This is a genomic window from Glutamicibacter sp. MNS18 (assembly GCF_026107515.2).
GTDB lineage: Bacteria > Actinomycetota > Actinomycetes > Actinomycetales > Micrococcaceae > Glutamicibacter.
This window is the reverse complement of the sequence record NZ_JAPCHW010000006.1, coordinates 89,823-108,219: the sequence shown is the minus strand read 5'-3', so window position 1 is coordinate 108,219 and position 18,397 is coordinate 89,823. Positions and strand designations below refer to the sequence as shown.

At 63.6% G+C, this 18,397-nt stretch carries 16 protein-coding genes; 6 read left to right on the top strand and 10 right to left on the bottom strand.

What is annotated here, in order from left to right; genetic code table 11:
- Positions 1-23 precede the first annotated feature (23 nt).
- Complete coding sequence (locus tag OK351_RS10290; RefSeq protein ID WP_265158526.1) at positions 24-1,211, bottom strand: siderophore-interacting protein; 1,188 nt, start codon at positions 1,209-1,211, stop codon at positions 24-26.
- Between the two features lie 246 nt (positions 1,212-1,457).
- Between OK351_RS10290 and OK351_RS10285 the strand changes: the two genes are divergently transcribed.
- Complete coding sequence (locus OK351_RS10285; RefSeq protein WP_265158524.1) at positions 1,458-2,033, top strand: GerMN domain-containing protein; 576 nt, start codon at positions 1,458-1,460, stop codon at positions 2,031-2,033.
- Positions 2,034-2,126: 93 nt separating this feature from the next.
- On the opposite strand, the gene purL is transcribed toward OK351_RS10285, so the two are convergent.
- Genes purL through purS form a run of 3 tightly spaced genes read right to left on the bottom strand, consistent with a single transcriptional unit; the run spans position 2,127 to position 5,430 of the window.
- Entirely contained in the window at positions 2,127-4,430 is a 2,304-nt protein-coding gene (purL, locus tag OK351_RS10280) for a phosphoribosylformylglycinamidine synthase subunit PurL (RefSeq protein ID WP_265158522.1), read from the bottom strand.
- Entirely contained in the window at positions 4,427-5,179 is a 753-nt protein-coding gene (gene purQ, locus OK351_RS10275; RefSeq protein WP_265158520.1) for a phosphoribosylformylglycinamidine synthase subunit PurQ, read from the bottom strand. Before purQ ends, purL begins: the two co-directional genes overlap by 4 nt.
- Positions 5,179-5,430: a phosphoribosylformylglycinamidine synthase subunit PurS gene (purS, locus tag OK351_RS10270; RefSeq protein WP_265158518.1), complete on the bottom strand. Its 252-nt coding sequence runs from the start codon at positions 5,428-5,430 to the stop codon at positions 5,179-5,181. The genes purQ and purS overlap by 1 nt, the downstream gene beginning before the upstream one ends.
- A 394-nt stretch (positions 5,431-5,824) precedes the next feature.
- Here purS and OK351_RS10265 point away from each other — a divergent pair, with 394 nt between their 5' ends.
- Positions 5,825-6,235: a YchJ family protein gene (locus OK351_RS10265; RefSeq protein ID WP_265158516.1), complete on the top strand. Its 411-nt coding sequence runs from the start codon at positions 5,825-5,827 to the stop codon at positions 6,233-6,235.
- Between the two features lie 13 nt (positions 6,236-6,248).
- Here OK351_RS10265 and OK351_RS10260 read toward each other — a convergent pair whose 3' ends face one another.
- Entirely contained in the window at positions 6,249-7,178 is a 930-nt protein-coding gene (locus OK351_RS10260) for an ankyrin repeat domain-containing protein (protein ID WP_265158514.1), read from the bottom strand.
- A 150-nt stretch (positions 7,179-7,328) separates the two neighbouring features.
- Between OK351_RS10260 and rlmC the strand changes: the two genes are divergently transcribed.
- Entirely contained in the window at positions 7,329-8,456 is a 1,128-nt protein-coding gene (gene rlmC, locus OK351_RS10255) for a 23S rRNA (uracil(747)-C(5))-methyltransferase RlmC (protein ID WP_265158512.1), read from the top strand.
- A 34-nt stretch (positions 8,457-8,490) separates the two neighbouring features.
- Here rlmC and OK351_RS10250 read toward each other — a convergent pair whose 3' ends face one another.
- The 4 genes from OK351_RS10250 to OK351_RS10235 form a co-directional block, all read right to left on the bottom strand.
- A complete protein-coding gene (locus OK351_RS10250) occupies positions 8,491-10,068 on the bottom strand; it encodes a cation:proton antiporter (protein ID WP_265158510.1) in 1,578 nt (525 codons plus the stop codon).
- Positions 10,069-10,124: 56 nt separating this feature from the next.
- The gene (locus OK351_RS10245; protein WP_265158507.1) at positions 10,125-10,688 is read right to left on the bottom strand and encodes a serine protease inhibitor; all 564 of its coding nucleotides are present in this window, start codon (positions 10,686-10,688) and stop codon (positions 10,125-10,127) included.
- A gap of 78 nt (positions 10,689-10,766) precedes the next feature.
- Positions 10,767-11,726: a 3-methyladenine DNA glycosylase gene (locus tag OK351_RS10240; protein ID WP_265158505.1), complete on the bottom strand. Its 960-nt coding sequence runs from the start codon at positions 11,724-11,726 to the stop codon at positions 10,767-10,769.
- Between the two features lie 129 nt (positions 11,727-11,855).
- Positions 11,856-13,271 carry a CitMHS family transporter gene (locus tag OK351_RS10235; protein ID WP_265158503.1) on the bottom strand — a complete coding sequence of 472 codons (1,416 nt, stop codon included), beginning with the start codon at positions 13,269-13,271 and terminating at the stop codon, positions 11,856-11,858.
- A gap of 170 nt (positions 13,272-13,441) precedes the next feature.
- Between OK351_RS10235 and OK351_RS10230 the strand changes: the two genes are divergently transcribed.
- From OK351_RS10230 to OK351_RS10220, 3 genes are read left to right on the top strand one after another with little or no spacing between them, the layout of a single operon-like run.
- Positions 13,442-15,103: a sensor histidine kinase gene (locus OK351_RS10230; RefSeq protein WP_265158501.1), complete on the top strand. Its 1,662-nt coding sequence runs from the start codon at positions 13,442-13,444 to the stop codon at positions 15,101-15,103.
- An 8-nt stretch (positions 15,104-15,111) separates the two neighbouring features.
- Entirely contained in the window at positions 15,112-15,783 is a 672-nt protein-coding gene (locus tag OK351_RS10225) for a response regulator (protein WP_265158499.1), read from the top strand.
- A 53-nt stretch (positions 15,784-15,836) separates the two neighbouring features.
- Complete coding sequence (locus OK351_RS10220) at positions 15,837-16,778, top strand: cytochrome b/b6 domain-containing protein (protein ID WP_265158944.1); 942 nt, start codon at positions 15,837-15,839, stop codon at positions 16,776-16,778.
- Positions 16,779-16,882: 104 nt separating this feature from the next.
- Here OK351_RS10220 and OK351_RS10215 read toward each other — a convergent pair whose 3' ends face one another.
- On the bottom strand, positions 16,883-18,169 hold the full coding sequence (locus tag OK351_RS10215) for an aspartate kinase (RefSeq protein WP_265158497.1): 1,287 nt from the start codon (positions 18,167-18,169) through the stop codon (positions 16,883-16,885).
- Positions 18,170-18,397: the final 228 nt, after the last annotated feature.

The following is an 18,397-nucleotide window of genomic DNA, read 5'->3' as shown; positions in this document are numbered from 1 at the left end:
CGTTACTGCCTGGGAACCGGTTGCTAATGCCGGATCTTCGCCCGCCGCAACGTCCAGTACGAGTAAATGTGCACCGATTTCTTGTCCAATCCCCAGCTGGAGGCGATGCCGGACATGGCCTTGGCCGCGCTGCGCTCGGCGTGGGCCATCACCGCGGTGTTCCGTGATGGTTGCGGAAGGGCGCGCATGGCCTGGGGCAGCAGGTCCGTTGTTCCGGCCGCTTCACCATTGCGGTGAAGCCAGCGAAGCTCCACACCATCCGGATGCGGAATCGTGAACTCGCTGCCGGGCCCGGCGATCTCCAGCAGGGCCACCCCCTGGGCATTTTCCGGGAGCATTGCCACAGCGGAGGATATGGCGGGGATCCCGGCCTCGTCCGCTGCGAAGATGAAGTAGTCCGATTTACTGCGCGGCGTGAATTTCCCGCGTGCCCCGGAAATCACCATCGGGTCGCCGACCTTCGCCGCAGCGGCCCAGGCACCAGCGGATCCGGGGTCCTGATGTAACACGAAATCGATGGCCAATTCCTCGGCAGCCTCATCAACCCAGCGGATCGTGTAGGAGCGGGAACGGGGCATCTGCTGCCGTGGCAGCGTTTGACGCAAAGCCTTCAGGTCATAGGGTGGAACCAGCCCGAGCGCGGGGTCGGCATAATACATTTTGACGTACTGGTCGGCCTTGGAGTTCGGGCGGTATCCGGCCAGCTTCGGGGCGCCGGCCACGATGCGGACCATCTCGGGACTCAGTTCCTCAATACGCTTGATGGTCAGCACATGTTGGCCCATGCCCTGCAGGTGGTGGCCGCGCGACCGTTCGCTGGCTTGGGTTGCCCCGGGAACGTATCCGGCTGGCGGTACCTGGCGGGGATCGACAGTGGCCATCGGCGCATGCCCGGTGGACATGGACTCCGGAGGCAATTCGCCGTGGCCGAGGTTCTTCCCCAGCATCTTGCGGGCCGCGAGCAAGGCCGCGGCTGCCCCGGCACGTTCGGCCGCGGCATAGAGTTCCTCGACTTCGGCCTCGGAAAGGTTCGGACCATTGTGCTCCGCATGCTTCAGGGCCTTGCGGACGGTCTTGTGCCCGGCCTTGGCGCCGTGTTTTTCCGCTCGGCGCAGCACCTCGAGGAGAAAGTGGTCCTGTGCCGGAACCGCGACCTGTGCACCGTGCCCGTACTTCTTCTGATACTTCTTGTATTTCTTGCGGTGCGACATGGCTGGGCTCCCTGGAGTACACATTTGCGCCAACTGCTGATGTCTCGAGTTTGAAGGGTGCGAGGGCGGTGCACAAGTGGCCGGTGAAACACTTGGAGGGAAAAGCCGGGTGGGTTACAGGTTGGCACTTTGGGTACTGGTCCACCCCATCTTGCCCGAATCGCAATGCTCCCGTGCTGTCATCGGGCCCACACCGTGTCTACGGTTAATGCCACGATGTCCACCGTGTCCCAGGGAGGAAGAACCATGGCATCCCTTTGGATCCGCCGGATTGCCGGTGTCTCAACGCTCGGTCTGGTGCTGGCCGTGTCGGGATGTACCGGCGGCTCCAGCCCTGATCCCGACCAAACCACCACACCTCCGGCCACCGCAACGACCTCCGCGCCGCCGGATGAATCACCCAGCCCCTCACCCACCACCGCGGCACTGACCTTGTTTTATGTAGCGATCGGGGACGAAGGCGTGTCAGGACCCGAGATTGGCTGTGGGGATTCGATTGTCGCCACGGAAAGTACCCCGGTGGAATTCACCGATCAGGTCGAGGTCTCGATGAGCACCTTGTTGGCTGACGACGAGCGTGAGCATGGTGCCTCCGGATTGCAGAACACCTTGGTCGCCTCGGACCTGGAATTCGTCGCCGCTCAGGTCGCCGCCGATACCGTCACTGTCGACCTGACCGGCCAGGTAGTTTCCGGTGGTGCCTGCGATGATCCACGGATTATCGAACAGCTGAAGTATACGGCGATGACGGCCGCGGGAACCGGAAGCGCCGAGATCCTGGTGGACGGCGAAGCCATCGAGGACGTGCTCAGCAACAAATGAGTGTCCTCCGCCCGGTATCCGCAACCAACGGCGAACGGCCCGCCTCCCCACAGGGAAACGGGCCGTTTACTCGTGCGGTCCAGTTACCGGAACCTAGCCGAAGTACTTGACCATGGTTCCTTCATGGGCCTCACGCAGTTCTTCCACCGAAGCGGTGAACTGGCCCTGGACCTCCAGGGCGCCGGACTGTGCGTCAACGACACCGATGCGGGCCACGGTGATGCCGCGGGCGCTGGTCATGTCGTTGAAACGGACCTCTTCACTGCGTGGCACCGCGACCAGGGCGCGGGCCTGGGTCTCGGAGAACAGCGCGGTGAATGCGTCGATCCCGTCACGGGAGATGATCTCGTCCAGTGCCACCCGGGCACCGACACCGTAGCGCAGTACCATCTCCGACAGTGCGGCAGCCAGGCCGCCCTCGGAGAGGTCATGTGCGGCATCGATCATGCCGTCGCGGCTGGCGTTAATCAGCACCTGGCCCAGAGCCTTCTCGGCTGCCAGGTCCACCTTCGGTGGCAGACCGCCGAGGTGTCCGCGCAGGTTGGCGAACTCCGAGCCGTCCAGCTCGTCGAAGGTCTTGCCGATCAGGTAGATCGCCTGCCCGTCGGCCTCCTCGCGCCACCCCGAGGGGGTGCGGCGGGCCACATCATCCAGCTTGCCCAAGGTGGCGACCACCGGGGTCGGGTGGATGGCCTTGTCACCGGTCTGGTTGTACAGCGAGACGTTGCCGCCGGTCACCGGGACACCGAGTTCCATGCAGGCATCGGACAGGCCACGGATGCCTTCGGCCAGCTGCCACATGACATCCGGGTCCTCGGGCGAACCGTAGTTCAGGCAGTCCGAGACGGCGGCCGGCACGGCGCCGGAGGTGGCGACGTTGCGGTAGGACTCGGCCAGCGCCAGCTGGGCCCCGGCGTACGGATCCAGGTAGGCGTAGCGGCCGTTGGCGTCGGTGGCGATGGCCACGCCCAGACCGGTTTGCTCATCCACGCGGACCACACCGGCATCATCCGGGGCGGCCAGGGCGGTGTTGCCGCCCACGTAGCGGTCGTACTGGCTGGTGATCCAGGACTTGTCGCACATGTTCGGGCTGGCGATCAGTTCCAGCACGGCGGCCTTCAATTCCTCACCGGAAGACGGCAGGTTGGCGCCGGCTTCGGAGGAGCGGAAGGTGTCGGCCTGCAGGGCATCCTGCCAGTCCGGGCGGGCGTAGGGGCGGTCGTAGACCGGGCCGTCATGGGCCACGGTCTTCGGGTCCACGTCCACGATGACCTCGCCGTTCCAGGTGATGACCAGCCGGTTGGTGTCGGTCACCTCACCGAGCCACGAGTACTCGACGTTCCACTTGGCCATGACGGCTTCGAAGGCCTCGATGTTCTCCGGGGTCACCACGGCCATCATGCGTTCCTGGGACTCCGACATCAGGATCTCGCCCGGGGTCAGGGTGGAATCGCGCAGCAGCACATTGGTCAGTTCCACGTGCATGCCGCCCTCGCCGTTGGAGGCCAGTTCGCTGGTGGCGCAGGAAATGCCCGCGGCACCCAGGTCCTGGATTCCCTCGACCAGCGAAGCCTTGAACAGTTCCAGGCAGCACTCGATGAGCACCTTCTCGGCGAACGGGTCACCGACCTGCACGGCAGGGCGCTTGGAGGGCTTGGTGTCGTCGAAGGACTCCGAAGCGAGCACCGAAGCGCCGCCGATGCCGTCACCACCGGTGCGTGCCCCGAAAAGCACGACCTTGTTGCCCACACCGGAGGCGTTGGCCAGGCGCAGGTCCTCGTGGCGCAGGGCGCCCACGGCCAACGCGTTGACCAGCGGGTTGCCCTGGTAGATCGGGTCGAAGACGGTTTCGCCGCCGATGTTCGGCAGGCCCAGCGAGTTGCCGTAGCCGCCGATGCCGGAAACCACACCGTGCACCACACGCTGCGAATCAGGGTGGTCGATGGCACCGAAGCGCAATGGATCCATGACGGCAATCGGGCGGGCACCCATCGAGATGATGTCGCGCACGATACCGCCGATGCCGGTGGCCGCACCCTGGTAGGGCTCCACGTAGGAGGGGGAGTTGTGCGATTCGATCTTGAAGGTCACGGCCCAGCCGTCGCCCAGGTCGGTGACACCGGCGTTTTCGCCGATGCCGACCATCAGGTCCTTCTTCATCTCCTCGGTCACCTTCGCACCGAACTGGCGCAGGTGGTTCTTGGTGGACTTGTACGAGCAGTGCTCGGACCACATGACCGAGTACATGGCCAGTTCCGCGGCAGTCGGGCGGCGGCCGAGGATCTTGACGATCTCCTCGAACTCGTTGGCCTTCAGGCCCAGTTCGGCCCATGGCAGCTCCACGTTCGGGGTGCCGGCCGCGTTTTCAACGGTATCGATGTTGAATTCCTGGGTCACTTCTTGCCTCCAACAAGCTGGGTCACGACGCTGGTGAAGAACCGCAGGCCGTCGGTGCCGCGGTGGTCCGGACCGAACCCGGACTCGATGGCGTGTTCCGGGTGCGGCATGAGGCCCACCACGTTGCCGGCCTTGTTGCTGATGCCGGCGATCGAGCGGCGCGAACCGTTCGGGTTCCAGCCCACGTAGGAGAATGCCACGCGGTTTTCGGCAACCAGCTCGTCCAGCACCTTTTCGTCGGCCACGTACTGGCCGTCCTGGTTCTTCAGCACGATGGTGATTTCCTCACCCTTGTCGTACTGGTTGGTCCAGGCCGTCTCGTTGTTCTCCACACGCAACAGCTGGTCACGGCAGATGAACTTCAGGTGGTCGTTCTTGATCATCGAGCCGGGCAACAGGTGCGATTCGGTGAGGATCTGGAAGCCGTTGCAGATGCCGAGCACTGGCAGCCGGGCTTCCGAGTTCGCGGCGTCAACGATCTTGGCCATCATCGGTGCGAAACGGGAGATGGCGCCGGCACGCAGGTAATCACCGTAGGAGAAGCCTCCGGGGATGATCACCGCGTCGACATCCTGCAGATCGGTGTCACCATGCCACAGCGCGACGGCTTCGGCACCGGCAGCGCGAACCGCGCGGGCGGCATCACGGTCATCGAGCGTGCCGGGGAAGGTCACCACGCCAATGCGGGCACCAGACAGTTCAGTACCGGGCGTCGAGTAGTCGCCAATCAGGGGTAGTTCGGTACTCATTAGTCCGCAACAACCTCGACGTTGACAACGTCCTCGATTACCGGGTTGGACAGCAGGGTTTCGGCTGCTTCGCGGGCTTGGGCGAGGATTTCCTCGGTCACCTCACCCTCAACGGTCAGTTCGAAACGCTTGCCCTGGCGGACAGCTTCGAAGGAGGAGAAGCCTAGGCGGGGTAGTGCTCCCGCAATCGCCTTGCCCTGGGGGTCAAGGATTTCTGGCTTGAGCATGACATCAACAACGATCCGGGGCATCCGGCATATCTCCTGTGCACGAGGGTGGTTAAATGCCACACGGAATGCCGTCTCACACCAGGGGGGATTGGCGCTCCGCGAGCTTGCGGTTACAGTCTACCGGCAATGCGGCCCATCCCCGGACCCAGTGTGAGCCAGCTATCCGTGCACAGCCGGCAATCGGGTCGCTCGGAAGTCCGGTTCGCCGTAGTCCCGGTGCGAAACACTGCCCCGACCGGACAGAAGTGCCCGACGGCCACGGAATCCGTTGTCCTCACCCGCTCGTGTTCAGTTGCTCACAATTAGGCCACCCTGGTGCCAGCAGCGTCGATACCCTCCAGTTGGCCGGGAGCCTGGAAGGAACCGCAGGCCGGGGCAGCATGTACTTGGTTGATGGCCCAGTACTCTGGTGTTGATGGAAACTACACCGGATGCACCTTGCCCCTGCCGCGTCGGCCAGGACGGGCAACCCGGCTACCGGGACTGCTGCGGACCCTGGCATGCCGGCCGCGCCGACCACAGCGCCCTGCCGCCCACCGCCGAGACGCTGATGCGCTCACGATACAGCGCGTTTGTCCTGCACCTGGCCGATTACCTGCTGGAGACCTGGCATGAGAGCACCCGGCCACGAAGCCTGGACTTCGATGCCGGGACACAATGGCTGGGCCTGTCGATCAGGCGTACCCGGGCCGGAGGGCCGCAGGCCTCACGTGGAGTGGTGGAATTCAGCGCCCGCTACCGTTCGGCGGGAACCGATGGCGAGCAGCATGAGATCAGCACCTTCGTGCGCGAGGACGGGGTCTGGTACTACGTGGATGCGCTCTAGGCCACGTGGCCAGCTAGCGCCAGGAGCTGCGGATGGTCTGTTCCATCTGGCTTAGACTGCGCTCGTTGGCCAGCTCCAGCGCGTCGTTTCCGGTCCGGTCCTTGATCGTCGGATCGGCTCCACCCAGCATCAGCAACCGGACTACGCTCAGGTAGTTCGAGGAACCCTGGCCCAGGACGACGGCCTCGTGCAGGGCGGTCCAGCCCAGATCGTTGACATGGTTGATATCGATGTCATGCTGCAGCAGTACCCGCACCGACTCGACCCTGCCGTTTTCACTGGCCACCGATAGTGCGGTGCTGCCCATGTGGTTGGTGGCTTCCAGATCCGCGCCGTGCTCGATGCTCGAACGCAAGACCGCGATCATTCCCTCCGCACTGGAACGCAGATACGCAGATTCCTGGAAATCATCGGTGTGGTTCGGGTCGGCTCCCAGTCCCAATAGCTTCAACGCCATGGCTTCGTCGCGGTTGACCACCGCACGCATCAGTGCGCTGCGGCCGTAGCTGTCCCGCGCTTCGACATCTGCGCCCTCGGCCACGGCCGATTCGGCAGCCGACACATCATGCTCGCTCACGGCAGCGAAGAGCCGGGTGGTGGCCGGATCAAAACTTGGGGAGGTGCTGGGGATGACCGACACGGACGGGGCATTGGTGGCTGCACCTGCGCTAGATAACGGCGCCACCTCACCCTCGCCGCCGGATTCAGCTGCCGGGTGGGTGACCGTTGCGGAGACGGTGGCCGGTGCATCGGGAGATTCCCGCGATCCGTCGTCGGTGTTTTCGGAGACCGGTGGAAGTGTGACCTCGGCTACGGAGACCTCTTCCGGTGCGCTGGCCGGTGCGGCACAGCTGGTGCAGGTGGCACTCAGTGCGGCAGCCAGGGGAAGGGCCACGAACGCCAGCGAGCGGCGAGTCGAAGTGCGACGGATCTGCTGTGCCATTGTCCCTTTCCGGATTCCGTGAGTGCCCGGGGTGCTGCACCAGGGGCGATCTGAATTCGAGACTATCGCCCGAACCTGAAAATATCCGGGCAATCGGCACCGAGGATTCTTACCTGTGTCATCTGCGGGTTCGGTACCATGGCCAGCATCATGGAATGTCTTTATTTTGCCGCTGGCCGCTGCCGTTCGTGCAGCCTCATGGCCGTCCCGTACCTGCAACAGCTGCAGGATAAGGCCGAACACTGTGCCAGGCTGCTGGCCGACCACACGTCGCTGCGGTTCCTTCCCCCGCAGCCCAGCACCGAATCCGGGTTCAGGAACAAGGCAAAAATGGTGATTTCCGGCACCAGCGAGAGCCCGAACATTGGAATCCTGGACGCCGACGGCCATGGTATCGACCTGCGACACTGCGGGGTCTGCGCCCCCGAGTTACGGGCGGCATTTCCCGTCATCGAACGCTTTATCCGGCAGCTGGGACTGATCCCCTACGACGTTCCGAAACGCAAGGGCGAACTCAAGCACGTCATCATTACCCTGGCCCCGTCCGGGGACCTGATGGTGCGGTGGGTACTGCGCACCAAAAAGCACTTCGTGGCCCTCCGCGACAGCCTGGAACTGTTCCGCAAGGCGTTGCCCGCAGCCAAGGTGGTGTCGGTGAATTTCCTGCCCGAGCACAAGGCCGTACTTGAAGGCGAGGAAGAGATCGTGCTCACTGCCGCCCAGACCCTGGGGATGGAACTGAACGGCATCGGAATGCACCTGCGCCCGCAGGGGTTCTTCCAGACCAATACCGAGATCGCCGGTGCCCTGTACCGCCAGGCCCGGCAATGGGTCACGGAACTTGAGCCTGCCAGCCTCTGGGACCTCTACTGTGGTGTGGGCGGCTTTGCGCTGCACTGCTCGGCATCCGGCCGCCAGGTGGTGGGCGTGGAATCCAGCGCCGCGGCGGTCAAGGCCGCCGAACGCAGTGCCGCCGATCTGGGAATGGAAAATACCCGTTTTGTCACGGGGGATGCGACCGATTTCGTGGTGGGCCAGGACCAGGGGCCGGAACTGGTGGTGGTGAACCCCCCACGGCGTGGGATCGGTGCGGTAATGGCTGATTGGTTGAACGACTCACAGGTCAAGCACGTGATCTATTCCAGCTGCAATGCGGTGTCGCTGGCCAAGGACCTGAAACGGATGGGCAACCTGGAACCGGTCGAAGCCCGGGTCATGGACATGTTCCCGCAGACCAACCACTACGAGGTGATCCTCCGGCTGCAGCGCAAGGAATAGCCGGGCAACCGGGGTCAGGCCGGGTGGCGGGGGATCAGCGGTCCAGGGTCATGGTGCGGCGATCCAACCGCTGCACAATGTCGTCGACCATATGCGGATCCACCCCCGGCTCATTGCGAGCCCGCAGCAGTTCGTCGCGGGCGGCATTCAACGCTTGGCTTTGCAACGCATCGGACACGGTGATGATGTGCCGGTACTTGGCCAGCTTCTCCCCGTGCAGTGTATCGACCTCCGGCTCATCGGTAATCAGCAGGGTGTGCAAGGTCTGCAGGCGACGGGTGATCACCTGGCGGTATTCCTCGGGAAGCGCGGCCAGCTCGGGGCTGGACTTCAGTTTGCCCATCGCCGTGTGCTGGGCCCGGTTGGCCAGGGCACGGCGTTGCCTGCTGAGCAGCTTCTCATTGTCCTGCAACTTCAAGACCCGCATCAACGACGGCAGGGTCAACCCCGGAATCACCAGGGTAGCCAGCAGGACGGCGCAGGCGGTCACTACCGCGAAGTTTCGCCCCTCGATGGGATTGCCGGCCGCGTCGTTGACCGGTAGCGCCAATGCCAATGCCAGCGTGGCCAGCCCGCGCATGCCGCACCAAGTCAGCACCAGCGCGTCCTTGGCCGCGGCCGGCCCGTTGCTGCGCGAACGCGGCAGGTAATGGGTGATGAACATCCATCCGGCACGCACCGCGATCACCACGGCGCAGATCAGCACGACGCCCGGAATGAAGCTGATCAGATTGGCACCCTCCTCGATCACCACGCGGTTCATCTCGATGCCCATGAACCCGAAGGCCAGGCCGGTGGCCAGCATCTCCAGTACTTCCCAGAAGGCCGTGCGGGTCAACCGCTCCTGCGAATCCTGCGGGCGGGCCCGTCGGCCCAGTTCCAGGGCGGTGACCACCACCGCCACCACCCCGGAGGCATGGATCTCCTCGGCCAGCAGGTACACCGCATAGGGAGCAACCAGCGTCGCGGCGCAGCGCGCCACCAGGTTCGGGACAAACCGGTTCAGCGCGCCGATCAGCCAGGCCATGGCGAAGCCCAGGACGGTGGCGGCCGCCGCGCCCAACACAAACTGCGGAACGATCTGCCAGCCCACCTCGGTACCGTTGAGTGTCGCGGTGACGGCCAGCTGGAAGATCACGATGGCCATCGCGTCGTTGAACAACCCCTCGGTTTCCAACAACGAGGTCAGCCGGCGCGGCATCCTCACCTTGGTGGCGATCGCGTCCACGGACACCGGGTCCGGTGGGGCGACGATGGCACCGAGCGCGATGGCCAGCGGCAGGGACAGCATCGGGGCCAGGGTCCATGCCGTGGCGGCCACGGCACCGGCGGTCACCACGATCAGGATGACCGCAAGCCGGATCAGGGCCTTCCAACGCAGCCGGAAGACGGACCACGAGCTGCGTTGGGCCGTGGCGAAAAGCAGCGGAGGCAGGAAGATCGGCAGGATCAGCTCGGGGTTGATGTGCATGGCCGGCATGAACGGCAGGAAGCCGGCGGCCAGCGCAAAGAGCAGCATCAGGATCGGGTAGGGCAGTCCGATCCGTTCGGAGACCCCCACCACGAGTACGGTGACGAAGAGCAGGGCGACAATAAGCAGGAAAAATTCCATGACACCGTGAATTCTAGTTTCCGAAGCGGCAAAACTGGTTGTTTCAAGTCAACCAGTTACATTCCGCCGTGGCCCAGCAGGGCATCCAGCGCGTCCCATTCGGCAATATGGCAACCGTTGGTTCGGATGAATTCGGTGGCCACCTGTTCGCCATCATGGGTTCCGGTGACCACCGCCCGGTCCGGACCGCCGTAGATTTCGGTACACATTCGATCGGCTGGCCGCTGCGGGGCCAGGATCTGGGGGTTCTCCTTGATCGCCTCGCAGGCAGCCGTCGGATCCGGTGCCCGGCTCTCGCCGAGGGCCCGGCCGTCGGCGCATTCCAGGGTGTACCGGCTGCCGAGCGTGTTGCCATCCGGATACAGCGCCACATCCAGAACGGTATCGACCGAGGCATCATCTCCGGGATCCGGGACCGAAGTCTGGCCGGGTGCCGGCGAGGGCCGCAGGCTGGGGTATCCGCCCGGGGCGGAGCTGGTGGAAGGGGCCGCGGTGTGGTCACTGTACCCGGTCGGCTCATTGCCAGGATCGGTGGAGGGCGCGCAACCCGCACACAAGACCGGAACCGCAAGCAGAGCGACCCAGAAAGCGGCTACCGTGGATACCCGTGGAGTATGCATAGTTCATTGTGCGCCTTGGAAGATCTCCGTGACTAGGCCGCCAGACGGAAACCCAGGGAACTGCGGGGAGCCTCCCGACTACGGTCCGGCAGGAAACTGGTCGCCGCACGATTTCCCGATGCCGTGGGCGGCCCGGCCGGGCAAGGGGGCCAGATCGATCGAATCCACCACCGACAGCAGGGCATGCCGCAACTCCTCGGCGCGATCGGCGAAGCCTTTCTGCTCGCGCACATACCGTGCCTTGCCCTCCGCGGTTTCGATGGGGATCGGTTCATACCCCCACCCGGACAGATCGTAGGGGGAAGCCTGCATATCCATGGTCCGGATATCCCAGGCCAGTTCGAAGCAATCCATCATCAGGTCGCTGGAGACCAATGGCAACAGCTTGTACGCCCACTTGTACAGGTCCATATTCGCGTGCAGGCAGCCGGGCTGTTCCAGCTCCCGTTGTGTTTCACGGGTGGGCTGCAGTTCATTAAGGGGCGCGGCCTGCGGGGTGTAGAACCGGAATGCATCGAAGTGGGTGCATCGGATCCGGTGGTCCTGGACCACCTGGTCGGTCCCGGCCGCGCCCAGGCGTAGCGGCAGGTACTCGTGGCGGATCCCATTGACCTCGGATTTGTAGGCCATCGCCCATTCATGCAGGCCGAAGCAGGCGAAGTTCGCCGGACGCTGGGTCGTGGAGCGCAGGATCACCCGGGCGAAGTCGATCATCCGCCTGCGGGCCGCGACAAAGGCCTCGATATCCACCTCGGCCACGCCGTGCTTACCGGTGCCGGAGACCCGGTAGAACTTGGCGCCCTGGTAGTCCAGGGCCTCCTCGCCGGTCAGCCGGAAACCAGCACCCGGGTGCCAGCGGTAGAGCTGTCCGGGTTTCTGCGTGTAGTAGGTGAACAGGAAATCCTCGACCGGGTGCTTTGCCCCGGTCATCCGCCGTCGCACAAAGGGTTCGCCGAAACGCCGGGCCCGCCGCTCATGTGCGGCGGCATGCTCACGCCACCGGGTGGCGGACAGCTCGACGGTCGTGGAAACGGACATGGAATCCATTATCCAAGGTGGGTCCACGCAGCTGCCACCTTTCGTCGTGCAGTTCACAGCCGCGCAGGGCAAAAGGCCCCCGTCGCCGCGCAGCTACAGCGGAAACGGGGGCCTGGATAGTGCCGGTGGCTAGCCCATGTGGATGACACCGAACAGTACGCCACTGGCCAGCATGACCAGCGAGACCACAACGGCCCTCCACAGGACCTTCTTGTGGTGATCACCCAGGTCGACCTTCGACAGCGACACCAGCAGCAGGATCGCCGGGACCAACGGGGACTGCATGTGCACCGGCTGGCCGGTGATGGAGGCACGGGCCATGTCCACGGCAGGGACCCCGAAGTGTGCTCCGGCCTCTGTCAGCACCGGCAGGATCCCGAAGTAGAAGGCGTCGTTGCTCATGAAGAACGTTGCCGGGATCGAGATCAGGCCGGTGAGTACGGCCATGTAGCTGCCCATCGAATCGGGGATGATATCCACGATCCAGGCGCTCATCGCCTCGACCATACCGGTACCGGACAGCACCCCGGTGAGTACTGCTGCACCGAGCACCATGGAAACCACGGCGATGATTTCGCTGCCATGTGAGGTAATCATCTTCATCTGGTCGCCGACCTTCGGGAAGTTGACCACCAGGGCCAGCGCGGTGCCCACCATGAACAGGAACGGCAGCGGGACGACATCGATGATCAGCAACACCATGACGGCCACGGTCAGCACCAGGTTGAAGATGAACAACTTCGGGCGGAGGGTGTCGCGGTTCGGGTCCAGTGCGGTGCCGTCCATGGTCGGCTGTTCGGCGCCCGTGCCCTTGGTAGCGACCTGTTCCAGCACGGCGACCGGTGAAGAGGAAGCGCCGCCGCCGGTGGGAGCCTTCGGGGTGGACAGTGCGCCGCCACCGAATTCGGTGCCCCAGACTTCAGGCATGTCACGGTGCAGTCGGCGACGCTCGGAAAGCCCCAACTGCCAGGCGAAGATCCCGATAACCACCAGGGAGACCCCCAGCGCCGGGAGCATCGGAACGAAGATCTCCGAGGCATCCACACCCAGCGCGGCAGCGGCGCGCGCCGTCGGCCCACCCCACGGAACGATGTTCATCGTGCCGTTGACCAGGCCGGCCACACAGGTCAGGACCACCGGGCTGAGCCCCAGCCGCTGGTAGACCGGCAACATGGCCGCGGTGACCACGATGAAGGTGGTTGATCCATCGCCATCCAGCGAAATCACGGCGGTCAGCATGGCGGTGCCGATGACGACCTTGGCCGGGTCGTTGCCCACCAGTTTCAGGATGCCGGCCACCAGCTTGTCGAACAGGCCGACATCGATCATGATGCCGAAGTACATGATGGCGAACATCAGCAAGGCAACGGTACCGGACATCGACTTGGCGGCGTCCATGACCATCTCACCCAGCCCGAGCCCGGCGCCGGCGAAGAGGCCGAAGATCGTTGGGACGATGATCAACGCCAGCAGCGGAGTCATCTTCTTGGTCATGATCAGGGCCATGAAGGTGGCGATCATGAGGAATCCGAGGGCAACTAACATTGCTCCGACCTCCTTGACGGGAATGTTGGAAAGGGGAACCCGAACCTCCGGGTCTGCAATCCAAGGTACGTGGCGGCCATCACGCGGGTGGTTTGTGCTCACTAATGACCGCTTTTAGTTTTTGGACTCTTTTTGCTCATTAAAATCTCCGGTCGCCGTATGCTGGGAGGATGCGCACCACATCAGTTCCCGGACGGCACTTCGCCTCGCGCATCATGCGCCTGCAATTTGTCGTGTTGGGTCTGCTGATCGTCGTGGTGACCGCGGTGACCATTGCCGTGCGCTATGACCAGGTGTTCGAACGGGCCGAGGTGGCCTCCATGGGCATTGCCCGGAGCATAGCCGCCGATCCGCAGGTTCGTGCCCAGGTCGCCCAACAAGCGCAACTGGAGCAATTGGATGTCGCCAACCTGCGCACCGGCGCCCTGCAACAGCTGGCCGAAGCCATTCGTGAACGCAATGAAGCGGCCTTCGTGGTGATCACCGAGGACCGCGGGCTGCGGCTCACCCATCCCAATGTCCAGGAAATCGGCCAGGTGGTCTCCACCGACCCGATTGCGCTGACCGGGGTGGAGGACCTGTCACGGGAGCACGGAACCCTGGGCGAATCGGTGCGTGCCAAGGTTCCGGTCTACGCGCCGGACTCCGGGCAGGTGGTCGGGGAAGTCTCGGTGGGCATGGCCACCGAATCCCTGACCGGTGCATTGCTCGCCTCCATCGGCTGGATCACCCTGTTCGCCTTGCTGGCGACCGCGCTGGCCATTGGAGCCGGTCGGGCGACTGTCCGCCGGCTCAAGCGCCAGACCCTCGGACTGGAACCGGCCGAAATCGCCCAGCTGGTCCGCGACCAGCAGGCCGTGCTGTACGGAGTGACCGACGGCGTGATCGGGCTGGGAAGCGACGGGGTGATTACCGTGCGCAACAAGGCCGCCCGACAGATGCTCGGGCTGCCGCATCGGACCGAGCTGGCCGACGTGGTGGGTCGGCACTACGGGGCCGCCGGTCTGCATGAGCGGCTGGTCAAGGCCATTGATGAACGTGAACGCACACCGGTCCGACTGGAAATCGCCGAAAGCTCCCTGATTGCCCGCATCACCGATGTGGTGCGAGACGGGGTGGATCTGGGACAGGTGATCCTGCTACGGGATGTCACCACCATCGAGGCATTGGGTACCAAGCTCGACGCGGTGCAGGATATGGCCGACGCGTTGCGCGCCCAACGTCATGAATTCGCCAACCGGATGCACGCGGTGCTGGGTTTGCTGGATTTGGGCCGCAGCGAAAGAGCCCGTGACTACCTGCGTGAACTAACCAATTCGGGTCCGGCGATCGCCCCGGTGCAAGGACTGGAACAGATCAGTGACCCGTATCTGAGTGCCTTCATTTCAGCCAAGGGGATTCGGGCCCATGAGCTGGGCATCGAATTGCGGATTTCGGCGGAATCCATCCTCTACGCACCGATCGCCAGCGCCCACGATGCCCAGGATGTGACCGCAGTACTGGGAAATATGCTCGACAACGCATTTACGGCATCCCTGGACACGGAGCCGCCGCATTGGGTGGAGGTGGACCTGCTGTCCGAGGGCAGTACCCTGCATCTGGCGGTGGCCGACTCCGGCCTGGGAATCACCACGGACCAGGACATCTTCGCACCAACGGTCACTACCGGGTCGCAGATGGGGGCCGCCCATGGCCAGGGGGTGGGACTGCCGCTGATCCGCCGACTGGCCCGCACCCGCGGCGGCGAGGTGTGGGTGGCCGATGCCGGGGGACAGCAATCCGGAGCGGTGATAGCCGCCAGGCTGCCGTCGGTATTGAGTGAGGAAGGCTAGGTAAGCACATGAACACGCACGGGGATTACCGGGTCATGATCGTCGATGACGATTTCCGGGTGGGCGAGCTGCACGCCTCCATGGTTGAGGAGTTGCCCGGCTTTACCGCGCTCGAACCGGTACAGGATCCACGCACGGTTCCGAAAATCGTGGCCAGCCAACACCCGGACCTGGTGTTGTTGGATCTGTACCTGCCGCATGTCAGCGGGGTGGAACTGCTAAATGCCATCGATGTGGATGTCATCATGGTCTCGGCGGCCAGCGAACCGGAGAACATCCACGCGGCTATGCGCGGCGGCGCACTTGGTTTCGTCATCAAGCCCTTCGAAGCCAAGGATCTGCATGCCCGGTTGAAGGGCTGGGCGCGATATCGTCGCCAATTGCAGGCCAGTACCAACCTTGACCAGGCTGCGGTGGACCGGCTGTACCGGACCCTTCTGGTCGGAGACGATTCACCGGGTGCGGCTGCGGCCCCACCCACGGAGCAGGCAGTCCTGGCCTGCGTGCAGGAGGCAAAAGAACCGTTGAGTGTTGCCCAAGTGGCCGAGGCCGTGGGCATTGCCAGAGCCACCGCGCAACGTTATCTGGCGTCATTGGTTGCCAGCGAGGCGCTGGAGCTGCAACTAAGTTACGGAACCCGCGGTCGACCCGAGCACCGTTATCTGACGGTGCGGGGCTAACTTGGTTACGATTAGTACGATCACCGCACAGTCGAAGGAAGAATAATCTCGTGATGTCTCTCAGCGGCAGAAATCCGTCAGGAACCGGAAAATCACCGGCCCCCGCCTGGGTCAAACCGGTTGCCACCGTGCTGGCATTGCTGGTGTTGGCCGCCTTGGTGGTGCTGCTGGCCCGGTGGCTGCGGACCATGGAGCCGGTGCAGGAATTCATCCTGAGCTACCCGGGGCACTCCACCCTTCCGGATAATGCTCCGGTGGGACTGCCCGCTTGGTTGGGGTGGCAGCATTTCCTGAACATGTTCCTGATTGTGCTGATCATCCGCTCCGGCATGCAGGTTCGGACCACCGGCCGACCACGGACCTTCTGGACGCGGAACAACAAAGGCTTGTTCAAGACCAAGGGGGCCCCGAAGAAGATCAGCCTGGAGCTCTGGTTCCATCTTTGCCTGGATGCGCTTTGGGTACTGAATGGCCTGGTCTTCTACGTGCTGCTGTTCATTACCGGTCAGTGGATGCGCATCGTCCCCACCCATTGGGATATCTTCCCCAACGCGCTCTCCGCTGCGATCCAATACGCGTCGTTCAACTGGCCCTTGGAGAACGGCTGGACCAACTACAACGCATTGCAGGTTATCGCCTACTTCCTGGTGGTCTTCGTGGCCGCGCCACTGGCCGTGGTTACCGGACTGCGGATGTCCAATGCCTGGCCGAAGGATTCGAAACTCAACAAGGCCTACCGGATCGAACTGGCCCGTGCGATCCATTTCCCGACCATGCTGTTCTTCGTGATGTTCATCGTGGTCCACGTGGTGCTGGTCTTCACCACCGGTGCGCTACGCAATCTGAACCACATGTATGCCTCACGTGATGAGACCGGGTGGCTGGGATTCTGGATCTTCGCCGGCTCGATCCTGGTGGTTGCCGTGGCCTGGGTGCTGGCCCGTCCGATCTTCCTTCGCCCGATTGCCGGCCTGACCGGCAAGCTCAGCCGCTGATACGCCTGCCCCGCGTATCAATGGGGCGTACACCAAAGGGATCGGGTCCCGTCCGCGGCTTGCGGACGGGACCCGATCCCTTTGGTATGTGCGGTTGCGGGGTCCTAGCGGCCGGTGCCGCCGTAGACCGTGGCTTCCACATCGGCATCCAGGTCAAAGGCGGAGTGGATGGCCCGCACGGCATCATTGAGCTTGTCGGCGTCGGTGACCACCGAGATCCGGATTTCCGAGGTGGAGATCATATCCACGTTGATCCCGGCCTGGTGCAGGGCCTCGAAGAAGGTGAAGGACACCCCCGGGTTCGAGCGCATGCCGGCGCCGATCAGCGAGAGCTTGCCGACTTCCTCGTTGTATTCCAGTTCCTCGAAACCGATCTCGCCCTTGGCGGTGTTCAGCGCATCAAGCACGCGCTTGCCTTCGGTCATCGGCAGGGTGAAGGAGATGTCGGTCTTGCCCGAACCCTGGGTGGAAACATTCTGCACGATCATGTCGATATTTGCCTGGGCGGCGGCAATCACACCGAAGATCTGGGCGGCCTTGCCGGGAATATCCGGAACGCCGATCACGGTGACCTTGGCTTCGGAGTGGTCGTGGGCGACACCGGAGATGATTGGCTGTTCCATGGGTTCTCCCTCTTGGATGGTGATCTTGTCGTCGGGGTCGGGAATAACCCAGGTACCCTCGTTGGTGCTAAATGAGGAGCGCACATGCAATGGCACTCCGAAGCGCCGGGCGTACTCCACGCAGCGCAGGTGCAGGATCTTCGATCCGCTGGCCGCCATTTCCAGCATTTCCTCGCTGGAGATGGTGTCCACCTTCCGTGCCGCGGAGACCACCCGGGGGTCGGCAGTGTAGATGCCGTCCACATCGGTGTAGATTTCGCAGACATCGGCATCCAGGGCTGCGGCCAGCGCCACCGCGGTGGTATCCGAGCCGCCGCGTCCCATGGTGGTGATGTTCTTGGTTTCCTTGCTCATGCCCTGGAAGCCGGCGACGATGGCGATGTACCCGCGTTCGATGGCGCGGTGCACGCGTTGCGGGGAGACCTCCATGATGCGGGCCATGCCGTGGCTGGCATCGGTGATCAGCCCGGCCTGCGAACCGGTGAAGGAGGCGGCCTTCGCGCCGAGTTCGTCGATGGCCATGGCCAGCAGGGCCATCGAGATGCGTTCGCCGGCCGAGAGCAGCATGTCCATCTCGCGGGCCGGGGCCTCAGTAGTCAACTGGGCGGCCAGGTCAAGCAGGTCATCGGTGGTATCACCCATGGCGGATACGACAACGACCACGTCGTTGCCGGCGGCCTTGGTGTCAATAATTCGGCGCGCAACACGTTTGATGCCTTCGGCATCCGATACCGAGGACCCGCCAAACTTTTGGACAATCAGGCTCATGGGTAAGCACACTCCAACTGATGAACGTTGCGTCAACCAATGCGGTGACAACAACCACGAGGAGGTCGGAAATGATCACCGGATCCTGCCGGTGAACTCGACCCTACTTTCAGTTTCCTATTGTGACAGCCTCGGCCCCTCAAGGCCTAGTTGAAGAACTTAACATTAGTCATATTGCCCAGTATGTTGACCCAATGTTGCTAAAAAGTTTTGCTGATCATGAGGTTG

Bases quoted from the DNA above. Each gene is read 5' to 3' on its own strand.
- OK351_RS10290 (WP_265158526.1), bottom strand. From the start codon at position 1,211: ATGTCGCACCGCAAGAAATACAAGAAGTATCAGAAGAAGTACGGGCAC.
- OK351_RS10285 (WP_265158524.1), top strand. From the start codon at position 1,458: ATGGCATCCCTTTGGATCCGCCGGATTGCCGGTGTCTCAACGCTCGGT.
- purQ (WP_265158520.1), bottom strand. From the start codon at position 5,179: ATGAGTACCGAACTACCCCTGATTGGCGACTACTCGACGCCCGGTACT.
- purS (WP_265158518.1), bottom strand. From the start codon at position 5,430: ATGCCCCGGATCGTTGTTGATGTCATGCTCAAGCCAGAAATCCTTGAC.
- OK351_RS10265 (WP_265158516.1), top strand. From the start codon at position 5,825: ATGGAAACTACACCGGATGCACCTTGCCCCTGCCGCGTCGGCCAGGAC.
- OK351_RS10260 (WP_265158514.1), bottom strand. From the start codon at position 7,178: ATGGCACAGCAGATCCGTCGCACTTCGACTCGCCGCTCGCTGGCGTTC.
- rlmC (WP_265158512.1), top strand. From the start codon at position 7,329: ATGGAATGTCTTTATTTTGCCGCTGGCCGCTGCCGTTCGTGCAGCCTC.
- OK351_RS10250 (WP_265158510.1), bottom strand. From the start codon at position 10,068: ATGGAATTTTTCCTGCTTATTGTCGCCCTGCTCTTCGTCACCGTACTC.
- OK351_RS10245 (WP_265158507.1), bottom strand. From the start codon at position 10,688: ATGCATACTCCACGGGTATCCACGGTAGCCGCTTTCTGGGTCGCTCTG.
- OK351_RS10240 (WP_265158505.1), bottom strand. From the start codon at position 11,726: ATGTCCGTTTCCACGACCGTCGAGCTGTCCGCCACCCGGTGGCGTGAG.
- OK351_RS10235 (WP_265158503.1), bottom strand. From the start codon at position 13,271: ATGTTAGTTGCCCTCGGATTCCTCATGATCGCCACCTTCATGGCCCTG.
- OK351_RS10230 (WP_265158501.1), top strand. From the start codon at position 13,442: ATGCGCACCACATCAGTTCCCGGACGGCACTTCGCCTCGCGCATCATG.
- OK351_RS10225 (WP_265158499.1), top strand. From the start codon at position 15,112: ATGAACACGCACGGGGATTACCGGGTCATGATCGTCGATGACGATTTC.
- OK351_RS10220 (WP_265158944.1), top strand. From the start codon at position 15,837: ATGTCTCTCAGCGGCAGAAATCCGTCAGGAACCGGAAAATCACCGGCC.
- OK351_RS10215 (WP_265158497.1), bottom strand. From the start codon at position 18,169: ATGAGCCTGATTGTCCAAAAGTTTGGCGGGTCCTCGGTATCGGATGCC.